This window comes from Nocardioides sp. WJ219 (assembly GCF_058559815.1).
Map to the genome: position 1 here is coordinate 365,542 of NZ_JBZUJV010000001.1, position 15,239 is coordinate 380,780.

At 73.5% G+C, this 15,239-nt stretch carries 12 protein-coding genes; 7 read left to right on the forward strand and 5 right to left on the reverse strand.

The window, feature by feature from the left end; translation table 11 throughout:
- Positions 1–76: 76 nt before the first annotated feature.
- From purF to AC4MBH_RS01765, 3 genes are all read left to right on the forward strand, one after another.
- Positions 77–1,624, forward strand: a complete 1,548-nt coding sequence (purF, locus tag AC4MBH_RS01755; RefSeq protein ID WP_491792609.1) for an amidophosphoribosyltransferase — start codon at positions 77–79, stop codon at positions 1,622–1,624.
- A 24-nt stretch (positions 1,625–1,648) separates the two neighbouring features.
- Entirely contained in the window at positions 1,649–2,728 is a 1,080-nt protein-coding gene (purM, locus tag AC4MBH_RS01760) for a phosphoribosylformylglycinamidine cyclo-ligase (protein WP_491792610.1), read from the forward strand.
- Positions 2,729–2,887: 159 nt separating this feature from the next.
- Positions 2,888–3,070, forward strand: coding sequence for a DUF3073 domain-containing protein (locus tag AC4MBH_RS01765; RefSeq protein ID WP_491792611.1), 183 nt, complete (start codon positions 2,888–2,890; stop codon positions 3,068–3,070).
- A gap of 109 nt (positions 3,071–3,179) precedes the next feature.
- Here the strand turns inward: AC4MBH_RS01765 and AC4MBH_RS01770 are convergent, their stop codons facing one another.
- The 5 genes from AC4MBH_RS01770 to AC4MBH_RS01790 form a co-directional block, all read right to left on the reverse strand.
- A complete protein-coding gene (locus tag AC4MBH_RS01770; protein WP_491792612.1) occupies positions 3,180–4,286 on the reverse strand; it encodes a Glu/Leu/Phe/Val family dehydrogenase in 1,107 nt (368 codons plus the stop codon).
- Between the two features lie 122 nt (positions 4,287–4,408).
- A complete protein-coding gene (locus tag AC4MBH_RS01775) occupies positions 4,409–7,606 on the reverse strand; it encodes a response regulator (protein WP_491792613.1) in 3,198 nt (1,065 codons plus the stop codon).
- A 121-nt stretch (positions 7,607–7,727) separates the two neighbouring features.
- Complete coding sequence (locus AC4MBH_RS01780) at positions 7,728–8,006, reverse strand: HU family DNA-binding protein (RefSeq protein ID WP_491792614.1); 279 nt, start codon at positions 8,004–8,006, stop codon at positions 7,728–7,730.
- Between the two features lie 92 nt (positions 8,007–8,098).
- Complete coding sequence (locus AC4MBH_RS01785; protein ID WP_491792615.1) at positions 8,099–9,418, reverse strand: hypothetical protein; 1,320 nt, start codon at positions 9,416–9,418, stop codon at positions 8,099–8,101.
- Positions 9,397–11,331, reverse strand: a complete 1,935-nt coding sequence (locus tag AC4MBH_RS01790) for an LTA synthase family protein (protein ID WP_491792616.1) — start codon at positions 11,329–11,331, stop codon at positions 9,397–9,399. The genes AC4MBH_RS01785 and AC4MBH_RS01790 overlap by 22 nt, the downstream gene beginning before the upstream one ends.
- 268 nt (positions 11,332–11,599) lie before the next feature.
- Here AC4MBH_RS01790 and AC4MBH_RS01795 point away from each other — a divergent pair, with 268 nt between their 5' ends.
- Genes AC4MBH_RS01795 through AC4MBH_RS01810 form a run of 4 tightly spaced genes read left to right on the forward strand, consistent with a single transcriptional unit; the run spans position 11,600 to position 15,201 of the window.
- A complete protein-coding gene (locus AC4MBH_RS01795) occupies positions 11,600–11,893 on the forward strand; it encodes a metal-sensitive transcriptional regulator (RefSeq protein ID WP_491792617.1) in 294 nt (97 codons plus the stop codon).
- A complete protein-coding gene (locus AC4MBH_RS01800) occupies positions 11,890–12,093 on the forward strand; it encodes a heavy-metal-associated domain-containing protein (protein WP_491792618.1) in 204 nt (67 codons plus the stop codon). Before AC4MBH_RS01795 ends, AC4MBH_RS01800 begins: the two co-directional genes overlap by 4 nt.
- A complete protein-coding gene (locus AC4MBH_RS01805; RefSeq protein ID WP_491792619.1) occupies positions 12,090–13,028 on the forward strand; it encodes a DUF8832 domain-containing protein in 939 nt (312 codons plus the stop codon). The genes AC4MBH_RS01800 and AC4MBH_RS01805 overlap by 4 nt, the downstream gene beginning before the upstream one ends.
- Positions 13,003–15,201: a heavy metal translocating P-type ATPase gene (locus AC4MBH_RS01810; RefSeq protein WP_491792620.1), complete on the forward strand. Its 2,199-nt coding sequence runs from the start codon at positions 13,003–13,005 to the stop codon at positions 15,199–15,201. Before AC4MBH_RS01805 ends, AC4MBH_RS01810 begins: the two co-directional genes overlap by 26 nt.
- Positions 15,202–15,239 lie beyond the last annotated feature (38 nt).

A 15,239-nucleotide genomic window follows, 5' to 3' on the forward strand; every position in this document is an offset into this window, starting at 1 on the left:
CACCGGTGAGTCGGTGGCCGAACCGCCCAGCGTCCGCACTTCGGTCCAGGGCGGTCCTGGCCACTACGCTGGGCTCGTGCCCTACCAGAGCAGTCGCTCCCGGCCCGGCGGCGACGGCCGGCTGACCGCGGCACTCGACCCGCACGACCAGGGACCCCAGGACGCGTGCGGCGTCTTCGGTGTCTGGGCGCCGGGCGAGGACGTCGCCAAGCTGACCTACTTCGGTCTCTACGCCCTCCAGCACCGCGGCCAGGAGTCGGCCGGCATCGCGGTGAGCAACGGCCGCCAGATCCTGGTCTACAAGGACATGGGGCTGGTCTCCCAGGTCTTTGACGAGACGACCCTGAACTCGCTCAAGGGCCACCTCGCCATCGGCCACAGCCGCTACTCCACGACCGGCGCCAGCACCTGGCAGAACGCGCAGCCGACGTTCCGGCCGACCGGCGACGGCTCGATCGCGCTGGGCCACAACGGCAACCTGATCAACACCCACGAGCTGGCCGGGCTGGTGCGCGAGCTGCCCGGCGACGACGGCGAGCTCGACCTGCACGTCAAGGGCCTCGACGTCTCGACCAACGACACCAGCCTGGTCACCGCGCTGCTGGCCCACCACCCCGACACCACGCTCGAGGAGCGGGCGCTCGAGGTGCTGCCGCTGCTGCGCGGCGCGTTCTGCTTCGTGTGGATGAACGAGGACACCCTCTACGCCGCCCGCGACCCGCAGGGCATCCGGCCGCTCGTGCTCGGCCGCCTCGACCGCGGCTGGGTGGTGGCCAGCGAGGACTCCGCGCTCGCCACCATCGGCGCCAGCGTCGTGCGCGAGGTCGAGCCGGGCGAGATGGTCGTCATCGACGCCGACGGGCTGCGCACCTACAAGTTCGCCGAGCCCGAGCGCAAGGGCTGCGTCTTCGAGTACGTCTACCTCGCGCGTCCCGACGCCACCATCAGCGGCCGGAGCGTGCACGAGGCGCGGGTCGAGATGGGCCGCGAGCTGGCCCGCCAGTTCCCGATCGACGCCGACCTGGTCATCCCGGTGCCCGAGTCCGGGACCCCGGCCGCCGCCGGGTACGCCGAGGAGTCCGGCATCCCGTTCGGCCAGGGCTTCGTCAAGAACGCCTACGTCGGCCGCACCTTCATCGAGCCGAGCCAGACCCTGCGCCAGCTCGGCATCCGGCTCAAGCTCAACGCCCTGCCGCACATGATCCGCGGCAAGAAGATCGTCGTCGTCGACGACTCGATCGTGCGCGGCAACACCCAGCGCGCCCAGGTGCGGATGCTCCGCGAGGCCGGCGCGCTCGAGGTGCACGTGCGGATCTCCAGCCCGCCCGTGAAGTGGCCGTGCTTCTACGGCATCGACTTCGCCACCCGCGCCGAGCTGATCGCCAACGGCCTCGACGGCGACGAGATCGCCGCCAGCGTCGGCGCCGACAGCCTCGGCTACATCTCGCTCGAGGGCATGGTCGAGGCGACCGGCCAGCCCGCGACCGCGCTCTGCCAGGCGTGCTTCACCGGCGAGTACCCGGTGCCGCTGCCCGACGAGAGCCTGCTCGGCAAGCACCTGCTCGAGACCTCGATCCAGGCGCCCACGCACGGCAAGGCGCTGCCCGTGCTCAACAACCCGTGAGGACCAGCCCGTGAGGACCCGCCCGTGACCGAGCAGAACGCCTACGCCCGCGCGGGCGTCGACATCGACGCGGCCGACACCGCGATCGAGCTGATGAAGGGCTGGGTGGCCAAGGCGTCCCGGCCCGAGGTGATCGGTGGCCTCGGCGGCTTCGCGGGGCTCTTCGACGCCTCCGCGCTGACGTCGTACACCCGGCCGCTGCTGGCGACCTCCACCGACGGTGTCGGCACCAAGGTCGCCATCGCCCAGGCAATGGACAAGCACGACACGATCGGGTTCGACCTGGTCGGGATGGTCGTCGACGACCTGGTGGTCTGCGGCGCCGAGCCGCTGTTCATGACCGACTACATCGCCACCGGCCGGGTGGTGCCCGAGCGCATCGCCGCGATCGTCAAGGGCATCGCCGAGGCGTGCATCGAGGCCGGCTGCGCCCTGGTCGGCGGCGAGACCGCCGAGCACCCCGGCCTGCTGGGTCCCGACGAGTACGACGTCGCCGGCGCCGCCACCGGTGTCGTCGAGGCCGACCGGCTGCTCGGGCCCGGACGGGTCCGGCCGGGCGACGCGGTGATCGCCCTGGCGTCGTCCGGGCTGCACTCCAACGGCTACTCCCTCGTGCGCCACGTCCTGCTGGGCTCGCCCGGTGACGGCGGGCAGGGCTGGGCGCTCGACCGCGACGTGGCCGAGCTCGGGCGCACCCTCGGCGAGGAGCTCCTCGAGCCGACCCGGATCTACGCCAAGACGTGCCTGGCCCTGGCCGCGCACACCGAGCTGCACGCGATGTCCCACGTCACCGGCGGCGGTCTCGCGGCCAACCTGGCGCGGGTGCTGCCGGCCGAGCTGCGCGCCACCCTCGAGCGCGGCACCTGGAACCCGCAGCCCGTCTTCGACGTGGTCCGCCGCGCCGGCGACCTGAGCCAGGACGACCTCGAGTCGACCCTCAACTGCGGCGTCGGGATGGTCGTCCTGTGCCCCCCCGACTCGGTCGACCCCGCCCTGCACCTGCTGGAGGGCATCGGGGTCCGGGCGTGGGTCGCGGGGCAGGTCGACGTCGACCCCGACCAGGCCGCGACGGTGCGTCTGGTGGGCCAGCACCCCGACTGGTGAGCGGCGCCGCAGGGGTGCCGAAGAAATCACGTCACCAAACGGGCATCCCGCGTGCCGGAACAGACACCGAACAGGTAGCGTTACGACCACGAGATTCTGTCAAAGAAGCCCGGGACGCGTTCGCCGCGCCCGGCCAAGTGTGCGAGGGGGCTGGACCCTATGGGCCGCGGCCGTGCGAAAGCCAAGCAGACGAAGGTCGCCCGCGACCTGAAGTACCGTACTCACGAGACGGACTTCGGAGCGCTCGCGAAGGAGCTGCACGGGGGGCCCGACGACCCGCCGTCTCCCGTCGAGGAGCCCGACGACGAGTGGTCGGACTACGCCGGCCCGCCTCGCGACTGACGCTCCCCTCGCGCTGACCCTCCCGCCGCCGTGACAGTGTCGGGAGGGCGCGGCGGTGTGCGGATTACCCGGTGCACCGGGTAACCCTGCGCCCGCCGGCAGCGACCGCTCAGCCCAGCCAGATCCCGCGCAACCGACCGACCTCGCGCATCCGCTGCTCGGCGAGGCGGTCGGCGGCGAGGGCGGGGGGTACGCCGTCGGCGGCGGCCAGCTCGAGCACGGTGCGGGTGGTGTCGTAGATCAGGGCGGCGCGCTGCTGGGCGCGCTCGAACGAGAACCCCCGCAGCTCGTCGGCGACCTGGATGAGCCCGCCGGCGTTGACGCAGTAGTCGGGGGCGTAGACCACGCCGCGGTCGGCGAGCGTCTTCTCGACGCCGGCGTGGGCCAGCTGGTTGTTGGCGGCGCCGCACACGACCCGCGCCGAGAGCACCTCGACGACCTCGTCGGTCAGCGCGTGGCCGAGCGCGCAGGGGCTGTAGACGTCGAGGGGGGAGGCGACCAGCGCCTCGGTGGACGCGACCACCTCCACCGACGGGTGCTCGGCTCGGATCCGGTCGAGGGCCGGCTCCCACACGTCGGTGACCACGACCTGCGCGCCGGCCTCGACCAGGTGGCCGACCAGGTGCCGCCCGACCTTGCCGACGCCGGCGACGCCGACCCGGCGGCCGTCGAGCACGTCGCGGGTGGTGCCCCAAGCGGCCTCGGCGGCGGCGAGCATGCCGCGGAACACGCCGTACGCCGTGAGCACCGAGCTGTCGCCGGCCCCGCCCTGGGCGACGGTGCGCCCGGTGACGTAGTCGCACTCGCGGGCGACGTGGTCCATGTCCTCGGAGTAGGTGCCGACGTCGCAGGCGGTGTGGTAGCGCCCCGCGAGGGACTGCACGAAGCGGCCGTAGGCGCGCAGCAGCGCCTCGGACTTCAGGGTCGCGGGGTCGCCGATGATCACGGCCTTGCCGCCGCCGAGGTCGAGCCCGGCGAGCGCGGCCTTGTAGGACATCCCGCGCGAGAGGTCGAGCACGTCGGCGAGGGCGTCGCCCGTCGAGGCGTAGGGGTGGAAGCGGGTGCCGCCCAGCGCGGGGCCGAGGGCGGTGGAGTGGATCGCGACGATGGCACGCAGGCCGGTGGCGGGGTCGTTGGCGAAGACGACCTGCTCGTGCTCGGGACCGAGCTCGAAGACGTCGGAGGGCGCGGCAGGGGGCGGGGACGTGAGCGACATGGGTGGTGTCCGTTCCGGAGGGTGGGCGACCACGGGGTGGGTGGTCTCGGACCGGTCCGCAGGGGTGGCGCGAAACCGGTGCCGCACAGCCTAGGTCGACGACGCAGGGTGGGTCAGGCGGGTCAGCCCCGTCCCACCGCCGTCAGGGCCTCGACGCCCTCGCTGATCGCCGCGCGCAGCGTGTCGAGCAGCGCGTCGACGCCGGTGAGGTCGCCGCCCCGGGCGAGCTCCTCGATCGCCTCGGCGGCGGCGCCGACCCGCACCAGGCCGAGGTTGAGGGCGCTGCCGCGCAGCTGGTGGGCGTCGGCCGCGGTGCGCTCGGCGTCGCCGTCCTGGACCGCGATGCTGATCTGCGCGAGCGCGCCGTCGATCCGGGACAGGAACGACATCCGGGTGCGCTCGAAGAACGAGACGCCGTCCTTGACCATCTCGCTCAGCAGGGCGACGCGCTCGGGGTCGAGGGCGCCGGCCGGCACCGCCGACCGGGCGACGTCGGCGGGCGCACCCCCGGCGGGCCCGAGGGCGGCGCCGGCCCGGGCGACCGCGGCGGCGAGCTGGGCGGGGTCGACCGGCTTGGTCAGGAAGTCGTCCATGCCGGCCGCGAGGCAGCGGTCGCGCTCGCCGGGCAGGGCCGAGGCGGTCATCGCGACGATCGGCACGTGGTGGTCCCGCTCGCGTGCCCGGACCGCCCGGGTGGCGTCGAAGCCGTCCATCCGCGGCATCCGGCAGTCCATCAGCACCAGGTCGAACCCGTGGCCCTCGGCGAGCGCGTCGACGGCCTCCGCGCCGTTGTCGACGGAGACCACGGTGCAGCCGAGGTTCTCGAGCATGCCGGTGGCGACGAGCTGGTTGACGGCGTTGTCCTCGACGACGAGCACGTGGAGGCCGAGCTGGGGGTGGTCGTCGCGCACGGGCACCTCGGAGGGTCGGGGATGGTCGTGAGGGGCGTCGAGCAGGACCGCGTAGAGCGACGAGGCCCGCACCGGGGTGGTCACCGAGCCACCGAACCCGGCCGCGCGGAGCTCGTCGTCGCCGACCGCGCCCTCGGGTGCGACGAGCACGAGGTCGAGCGTGGGAGCCGCGGCGGCCAGCCGTCGTCCGAGGTCGAGCCCGCTGGCCTCGCTGCCGTGCGCACCGAGGCCGACCAGCGCCACGTCGTACGGCGAGCCCTCGGCGTCGGCGGCCGTCAGCGCCGCGACGGCGTCGTCGGGCGACCCGACCTGGTCGACCGGCAGCTGCCAGGCCCGCAGCTGGCGCGCCAGGAACACCGCCGACGTCGGGTTGTCGTCGACGACGAGCACCCGGCGGCGGCGCAGGGGCTGGTCGAGGTGGGCGCGAGCGGTCTCGGCGGCGACGGCGCCGAACCGGGCGGTGAACCAGAACACGCTGCCGGCCCCCGGCGCGCTGCGCACGCCGACCTCGCCCTCCATGCCCTCCACGAGCTGGCGCGAGATCGCCAGGCCCAGGCCCGTGCCGCCGTGCTGCCGGGTGGTGGAGCGGTCGGCCTGGGTGAAGGCGTCGAAGAGACCCTCGACCTCGTCGTCGCCGATCCCGATGCCGGTGTCACGGACCTCGACCTGCAGCACCACGCCGTCGGGCTCGGCGGCGGCCGGGTCGGTCGACGTCGGCGCGAGCTGGACGTCGACCACGACCTCGCCGGCCTCGGTGAACTTGACCGCGTTGCTGCCCAGGTTGGTGAGCACCTGCCCCAGCCGCACCGGGTCGCCGCGGACCAGCCGGGGCACCTCGGGCGCGACGCCGACGACGAGGTCGAGGCCCTTGTCCTGCGCCGGACCGGCCAGGATCATCATCGTCTCCTCGATGACGGTCCGGACGTCGAACGCGATGGTCTCGAGCTCGAGCTTGCCCGACTCGATCTTGGACAGGTCGAGGATGTCGTTGATCAGGGCCAGCAGGGTCAGCCCCGCGCCCCGCAGCCCGTCGGCCAGGCGGCGCTGCTGGGGGTCGAGGTCGGTGTGCAGGAGCAGGTCGGTCAGGCCGATGACGCCGTTCATGGGGGTGCGGATCTCGTGGCTCATGGTGGCCAGGAACTCCGACTTGTGCCGCGAGGCGGCCATCGCCTCGTCGCGGGCCTCGGCGAGCTGGGCGGCGGCCCGCTGGCGCTCGGCGACACTGCTCAGCTGGTCGCACACCTGGGTCATCGCCGACCAGGTGTAGTCCGGGTCGTCGGCGGCATGGGCCACGATCTGCGCCACGCAGGCCATGGCCCGGCCCGCCTGCACCGGCAGGCTCATCAGGACCGCGTCTGTGCCGGCCAGCGGCGTGCGCACCATCGCGTGCGTGCGCCAGCACTCGTCGGCGGCCTCGAGGTCGGGCTCGGGGGAGCCCGGGGGAACCGGCTCGGGAAGCCGGAGGACGCTGAGCGGCTGGCCGCGCTCGGAGCGCAGCGCCACGCACAGCGGCGTCCACTCGGGGGAGTCGCGGAGCAGGTGGGCCGAGCGCACCAGCGCGTCGGCCAGGGTGCTCGACCGGTTGGCGGCCTCGGCGAGCTGCTGCAGCAGGACCAGGCGGCGGGTGGCGTTGGTGGCGGTCTCGAGGGCCTGGCGGCGCTCGGTGACGTCCTGGCCCGTGCCGCTGAGCCGGACGGCGACGCCGTCCTCGTCGCGCTCGACCTCGCCGATGCCGCGGATCCAGCGCACGTCCCCGGTGGAGGTGAGGGAGCGGCCCTCGAAGACGTAGCGGTCGGCGCCGTTGAGGGCCTCGAACAACGCCTGGCGGAACGCGTCGCGGTCCTCGGGGTGCACCCGCTCGAGGAACCCGGCGTAGGTCGGCGTGAAGTCCCCGAGCTCGACGCCGTAGACCTCGTAGAGCTCGGGCGACCACACGATGCGGTCGGCCGCGACGTCGTAGGTCCAGCTGCCGAGGCGGGCGATGCGGTGGGCCGTGGCCAGCTGGATCTCGCGGTCCTGCAGCTCGTCGAGGAGCCGGCGGCGCTCGGTGTGCTCGGTCAGCCGGTGCAGGTAGCCCAGGGTCCCGGTACCGGAGGCGTCGGGCACGGGGGCCGAGCTGGACAGCGCCCAGATCCGGGTGCCGTCGCTGCGCACGACGAGCACGTCCTCGTTGACGACGCCGGGATGGCCGTCGCGCATGCCCTGCAGGTGCCGCTCGAAGTCGGCCCGGCCGGCATCGTCGGCGAGGTCGAAGCCGGAGAGGTCGGTGATGGACTCGAGCGGGTGGCCGACCAGGTCGGCGAACCGTTGGTTGGCCATCAGCGTCTCGCCGTCGAAACCGATGAGCCAGAGCGCGTCGGGGGTGGCGTCGAAGAGCCGACGCATCAGTGCGTCGTCGCTGCCGAACATCCGATCACCTCCCGCGCCATCATGACGCCTCGATCGCCTGGGCGTCGCCTATCAGGGGGGTGAGGGAGGCTGAGCCGGCCACGCGCACGCGTGGCCGGCTCGGGCTGAGCGGATCAGCCGATCAGCTGCCGGAGACGGCCTGCTTGAGCTTGGCGCCGGCCTTGAACGCCGGGGCGGTGCTGGCGGCGATGTCGATCGTCTCGCCGGTCTGGGGGTTGCGGCCCTGGCGGGCGGAGCGCTCGCGGGTCTCAAAGGTGCCGAAGCCCGGCAGCGTGACCTTGTCGCCCTTGGCGAGCGCGGCGGTGATGGCGTCGAGGACGGCGGTCAGGGCCTGGTCGGCCTGCGCGCCGCTGAGGCCCGTGTCGGTCGCGATGGCCTCGCGCAGCTCGGTGCGGTTCATGAAGATCTCTGTCCTCTCGTAGGGAGGCGGCCGCCTCTGGCCGCGGCTGCCGACCGTAGCGCAGCGCGGGGGCGAGGCGTTCATCAGGATCCTCACCCGAGCCGGGGCGCCTGCACCACCAGCGCCCCGTGGGTGCCGTAGCCGAGCAGCGCGCCCCCGGCCGAGGAGCCGTCGAAACCGACGAGGAGCGGCCCGCCCCGACCCGGCAGGTCGACGACGGTGGGCCACGGGATGTTCGTCGGGTACGCCGCGTCGAGGGTGCCGTGCTGGCGCAGGTCGAGGTCGAGGACCGGGTACGCCGCCCGCGAGCCGCGCGGCCCGTCGCGGCCGTCGGAGGCCAGCACCCACCAGGTGCCGTCGCGGTGGACCAGGGTCGGGCCCTCGGTCGCGGTCCGCCCCGTCGCCGAGGCGTGCAGCTCCAGCCGGTCGAGGTCGGCGCCCCGGGCCACGACGGGGTGGAAGCGGAAGAACCGGGTGGCGCTGACGTAGGTCGCGAGCCACCCCTCGGGCGTGCGGACCAGGTGGGGGTCCCAGGTGCCGACCGAGCGCAGGCCGTCGACCGGGAGCGCCAGCGGGGCTGCGTCGAGCACGTGGCTCCCGCGCGTCACGTCGGACGTCGTGGTCGCGACGGTGGTGGTGACCCGGGGGTGGAGCCGACGGTCGAAGTCGCCCCACGTGCTGGTCGCCACCAGCCACCGGTCACCGTCGCGGAGCAGGTGCGTGGCGTGGTCGCCCAGGACGCGGCCGCCCCGGCGGAAGAAGAGGTCGGCGCGGTGGGCCAGGACGAGCGAGTCCGGGTCGAGCGCCCAGACCGAGGTGTGGCCCGTCCGGAAGCCCCCGGGCCCGGCGCTGGTGGCGGTCAGCAACGCCGACCCGCTCCCGTCGTCGTACGCCGTGCCGTCGGCGTGCGTGACCACGCGGACGTCGCGCAGCCCGAGCTGCCCGAAGCAACCGGTCCGGTCGCCCTCGGCGGCCAGTCCGGCCAGCACGTCGGGGTCGTGCACGTCGGGGAACCGGTCGACCAGGGAGAGGTCGACCACCGCGCGCGCCACCCACCCGGTGGCCTCGAGGACCAGCGCGGTGACGATCGGCCCGGTGAGCGCGATCGCCAGCGCCGTCGGCGCGGAGCCGGCGCCGTGGCGCCGGCTCACGTGCCTCGTCGTGCCGCCGGGGCCGCCGACGTGCAGGGCGACCTGGCGGCCGTCCCACGTCGCCCGCAGGCGGGCGTCGCCGACGGTCAGCGCGACCTCCGTCGGCCCGTCGACGTCGCGCTCGCCCGCGACGTACGGCGCCGCGGGCAGCGCCGTCCCCGGCTGCACGACCGCCACCGGCCGCAGCCGGGCGACGGGTGCGAAGGACGGGAGCCCGAGCGGGGCCGGCGAGGCGTCGTTCAGCGCAGCGACCCGGGCCACATCCGGTCGACGGAGTAGCGGTCGCCGATGGAGAAGTCGAACTGCACCAGCCGGGCGTCGTCGAGCACCCGCTTGCCCTGGCGGTCGAGGTCGTCGGCGGTGATCTTGCGACCGCTGGGGTCGAGCAGCCGGCCCTGCTCCAGCGCCGGGACCTTGGCCCGCAGGCGGTCGAGCAGCACGAAGTACGGCGGCACCGGCGCGTCGACCATCTCGTACAGCATCGGCAGGAACTGCGTCGGGCTGCTCTGCGGCAGCTGACGGCGCGGCGTGCCCTCGCTGCTCCACAGGAAGAACGGCGTGGTGTACATGTCCTCGTCCGGGTTCTGCTCGGAGATCGAGGAGTCGTAGATGCCGGGCAGGTGGTCGCCGTAGAAGACCACCACGGTCTTCTCCTTGGACCGCTTGAGCTCCTGGAGGAACTCGGCGAGGGCCTCGTCGGTGTGCGCCAGCCCGCGCGCGTAGCTGCCGATGCGCTCGGCCTGGGCGTCCTCGACCCCGGTCACGCCGATCGGGTCGGAGTAGTTGCCGTCGACCGGGATGTGGTTCTGCATCGTGACCAGGTTGACCATCAACGGCGCCTCGGAGTCGTCGATCTGCTGGCGCACCTCGTCGAAGGCGGAGGCGTCGGAGATGAACTCGTTGTCCTCGATCCGCTCCTGCTCGGACAGCGTCGTGTCGTGGATGAAGGTGTCGAAGCCGAACACGTCGTAGACCTGGTCACGCTTGTAGAAGCTGGTGATGTAGGGGTGCACGGCGACGGGGGTGTGCCCCTGCGCGCCGAACCAGCCGACCGCCGACGGGTAGTCGTCGTACTCCGGCACCAGCATCTGGTACGGCGAGTTGAGCTGGGGCTCGAACAGGCCGATCGACTGACCCGTGAGCAGCTCGAACTCCATGTTGGCGGTGCCCCCGCCGTAGAGCTGGGCTAGCATCGTGCCGGACGTGCCCGACTGCATCAGGGCGCGGGTCCGGGGGATCGGGTCCTGCTCCAGCTCGAAGCCCTGCAGCGCCGTGGGGTCGGAGAACGACTCGCTCAGCACCATCACGACGTTGACGTCGTCGAGGGAGCCGGTGCGGTTGCGGTTGACCTTGGCGGCAGCCCGCTCGTAGCGGGTGGCGAGGGCGTCCATCGTCTCCTCGCCGTAGCCCTCGGGGGTCTCCATCGCCACGGTCGGCATGTTGTAGAGGAAGCCCCCGACGAACCCGTTGGCGAGGTAGTTCTCGTTCTGGTCCCAGTAGCGCCACCGACGGGAGTCGCCGACCTCGTAGAGGCCGCGCCACCCGTTGCCGGGGTCGTTGAACTTGGTGGCGTCGACGAGCAGCGCGATGGCCATCGTCATCACCGCGGCCCGCAGCAGGACCGCGCCGAGCTGGCGGCGGGGGGAGAGGTCGGTCGGCCAGACCGACATCATCGGCGGCTCGAACCGGCGCCCCAGGAACCACGCGGCCCACACGACCGCGGCCAGCCCGAGGGCGGCCACCACCAGCATGGTGGGGGAGACGAACGAGGTGAGGAACTCGTGCTGGCTCAGGAAGTCGACGTCGCTGGGGTAGATCGGCTCGGACCGCAGACCGAGCTTGAGCCGGTTGGCCACCGCCACCACCACCGTGAACGACGCCACGATGCCGAGCGAGAGGATCACCCGGTTGGTCAGCCCGATCAGCACCACCAGGATCAGCCAGATGACGAAGCTGTCGACGACGTAGCTCAGCCCGTCGACGAACGTCGACTCCCACCAGCGCCGCTCGGCGCCGATGAGGCCCGACAGCTCCAGGACCAGGGCGCAGGCCATCGCGCCGAACCACGAGACCCGCTGGGCCCAGAGCATCGCCTGCCACGGAGTACGCTGCGGGCGCGCGTCGTCGACCTCGCTGGTCGGGTCGACCGGCTCGTCGAGGAGCTGCTCTGACAACGCGTGGCCTCAGGTGCGGGGCTGGTGGGCCCGGTGCGGACATGACGGGGTGCTGCGGACGTCGGACCGGCTCGCGTCGCGACGCTGCGACCCGGTCGTAACCGCCTAGGTTATCGACTTCGACGCCCCGAGTTCATTTCCCGTTCCGCGGGCGGTCAAACAGACGGTGGCGGCGTGGCGGTGGTCACTCCCGACCCGGCGGGGCGGCGTCCGTCGGCTGAGAGACCGATTCTTGCCCGTCGTACCCTAGGGGGGTATGGTAATCGGCATGGACCACGGCAACCCCGGCTACGCCACCCGCAAGGACGACTACCTCAAGCGCATGAAGCGCATCGAGGGGCAGGTCCGCGGGATCGAGCGGATGATCGACAACGACACCTACTGCATCGACGTGCTCACCCAGGTCTCGGCGGTGACGAAGGCGCTGCAGGCGGTCGCGCTCGGGCTCGTCGACGAGCACATGAGCCACTGCGTGCTCGACGCCGCCCGCGCCGGCGGACCGGAGGCCGAGGCCAAGCTCAAGGAAGCATCCGCTGCGATCGCGAGGCTGGTGAAGTCATGACCACGACCACCTACACCGTCACCGGGATGACCTGCCAGCACTGTGTCGCCTCGGTCACCGAGGAGGTCACCGACGTCGCCGGCGTCACCGGCGTCTCGGTCGACCTCGACTCCGGGGCGCTCACCGTCACCAGCGACCAGCCGCTCCTCGACGGCAGCGTGCGCGCGGCCGTCGAGGAGGCCGGCTACCGGCTGGCATGACCACCGTCGCCAGGCTGGGGGCCTTCGCGGTCGCGTTGGTCGCGGTCCTCGTCGCCGCGATCGGGGTCGGCCGGGCCACCGGTCCCGTCGGCCCGATCGGTCCCGAGGATGACGACCGGCAGGTGCTGCACGCCGACGACGAGGAGGGCCACGGCCACGCGACCACCGAGACGAGCACCGAGACGAGCACCGAGACGACCACCGAGACGCCCGCGAGCCCGGCCGAGCCCGGCGGGCTCGCGAGCAGCCAGGACGGCTACACGCTGGTGCCCGAGCGGGCGACCTACCGCCCCGGCACCCGCGAGCTCGGGTTCCGGATCGAGGACGCCGAGGGCGAGCCGGTCACCGCCTACGACGTCGAGCACGACGAGCGGATGCACCTCGTCGCCGTCCGCCGCGACCTCACCGGGTTCCAGCACGTCCACCCCGAGCTCGACGCCTCCGGCACCTGGCGGGTGCCGCTCGACCTGGCGCCGGGGTCGTGGCGGGTCTTCGCCGACTTCGTGCCGACCGGCGGCGACGGGCTCACGCTCGGCGTCGACCTCGCCGTGCCCGGCGAGCCCGACCTCGCCCCCGCGGCGCCGCTCAGCGCCACCGACACCGTCGACGGCTACACGGTCGACGTCGGGGGCGAGCTCGTCGCCGGCGAGCACGCGGCGCTCACGCTCGACGTGAGCCGGGACGGCGTCCCGGTCACCGACCTCGACCCCTACCTGGGTGCCTACGGGCACCTGGTCGCACTGCGCGAGGGCGACCTCGCCTACCTCCACGTCCACCCCGAGGACGGCCCCGCCGGACCCACCCTCGAGTTCGGGGTCGAGGTGCCGAGCGCCGGTCGCTACCACCTCTACCTCGACTTCAAGCACGCCGGCGTCGTGCGCACGGCGTCGTTCACCCTGGAGGCCGGCCATGACGGTCACGACGACGACCACTGAGCTCGCGATCACGGGCATGACCTGCGCGTCGTGCGCCCACCGCATCCAGCGCAAGCTCAACAAGCTCGACGGCGTCGACGCGACGGTCAACTACGCCACCGAGAAGGCGAGCGTCTCCTACGCCGACCCGGTGACCCCCGCCGACCTGGTCGCGGCCGTCGAGGCCGCGGGCTACACGGCCGCGCTCCCGAGCGCCGAGCCCGAGCCCGGCACCGACGAGGCCGCCGACCCCGGCCGCAGCCTGCGCGACCGGGTGCTGGTCAGCGCCGTGCTCAGCATCCCGGTGGTCGTGATGGCCATGTGGCCGGCCGTCCAGGTCGACGGCTGGCAGTGGCTCTCGCTCACCCTCGCCGCGCCGGTGGTGGTGTGGGGGGCGTGGCCGTTCCACCGCGCCGCGTGGGCCAACCTGCGCCACGGCGCCGCGACGATGGACACGTTGGTGTCCCTCGGCGTGCTGGCGGCGTTCGGCTGGTCGGTCTACGCGCTGCTGTGGGGCACCGCCGGGACGATCGGGATGACCCACCCGTTCCGCCTGGTCATCGAGCGCACCGACGGCGCCGGCACCATCTACCTCGAGGCCGCGGCCGGCGTGACCACGCTGGTGCTCCTCGGGCGCTGGGTCGAGGCGCGGTCCAAGCGCCAGGCCGGGGCGGCGCTGCGGGCCCTGCTCGACCTCGGCGCGCACGACGTGGCGGTGCTGCGCGGGGGTCGCGAGGTGCGCGTCCCCGCCGCCGACCTCGTCGTCGGCGACACCTTCGTCGTCCGGCCGGGGGAGAAGGTGGCCACCGACGGCGAGGTCGTCGAGGGCAGCTCCGCGGTCGACGCCTCGCTGCTCACCGGTGAGTCCGTGCCGGTCGAGGTGGCCGCCGGCGACGCGGTCGTCGGGGCGACGGTCAACGTCGGGGGGCGGATCGTGGTGCGCGCGACCCGCGTCGGCGCCGAGACCCAGCTGGCCCAGATGGCGCGGCTGGTCGAGGACGCCCAGAGCGGCAAGGCCGCCGCCCAGCAGCTCGCCGACCGCGTCTCGGGCGTCTTCGTCCCGATCGTGCTGGCGCTGGCGGCCGCCACCCTCGGGTTCTGGATCGGCACCGGGGCCGGGACGGCGGCCGCCGTGACCGCCGCCGTCGCGGTGCTCGTCATCGCCTGCCCGTGCGCCCTCGGCCTGGCCACCCCCACCGCGCTGCTCGTCGGCACCGGACGCGGCGCCCAGCTCGGCATCCTGGTGAAGGGCCCCGAGGCGCTGGAGCAGGCGCGCCGGGTCGACGTCGTCCTGCTCGACAAGACCGGCACCGTCACCACTGGCGAGATGACCCTGCGCGAGGTGGTCGGCGACGAGCGCACCCTGCGGCTCGCCGCCTCGCTCGAGCACGCCTCCGAGCACCCGGTCGCCCGCGCGATCGCCCGCGGCGTCGAGGACCACCTGCCGGTCACCGGCTTCGCCAACCTCGAGGGCCTCGGGGTCACCGGCGTCGTCGACGGGATCGACGTCGTGGTGGGCCGGCCGAGCCTGCTCGCCGACCGCGGCCTGCACCTGCCCGACGACCTGCGCCGGGCGGTCGACGAGGCCCGCGCCGGCGGCGGCACCGCCGTCGCCGTCGGCTGGGACGGCGCCGCCCGCGGCGTCCTCGTCGTTGCCGACACGGTCAAGCCGACGTCGGCGGAGGCGGTGACCCGGCTGCGCGACCTCGGGCTCACGCCCGTGCTGCTCACCGGCGACCACGAGGTCGTGGCCCGTGCCGTCGCCGCCGAGGTCGGCATCGACGCCGAGCACGTGGTGGCCGGGGTGCTCCCGGCCGACAAGGCCGCTGTCGTCCGCCGGTGGCAGGACGACGGCCACGTCGTCGCCATGGTCGGCGACGGGGTCAACGACGCGGCCGCCCTGGCCCAGGCCGACCTCGGTCTGGCGATGGGCACCGGGTCCGACGTCGCCATGGAGGCCGGCGATCTCGTGCTGGTACGCGGCGACCTGCGGGTCGCGGCCGACGGCATCCGGCTCTCGCGGCGCACCCTGTCCACGATCCGCGGCAACCTCTTCTGGGCGTTCGGCTACAACGTCGCCGCGATCCCGCTGGCCGCCGCAGGTCTGCTCAGCCCGATGATCGCCGGCGGTGCGATGGCGTTCTCCTCGGTGTTCGTGGTGCTCAACTCGCTGAGGCTGCGCCGGTTCCGCTGACGGGTGCCGACGCCCGCGATCTTGCGTACGGTGTGTAC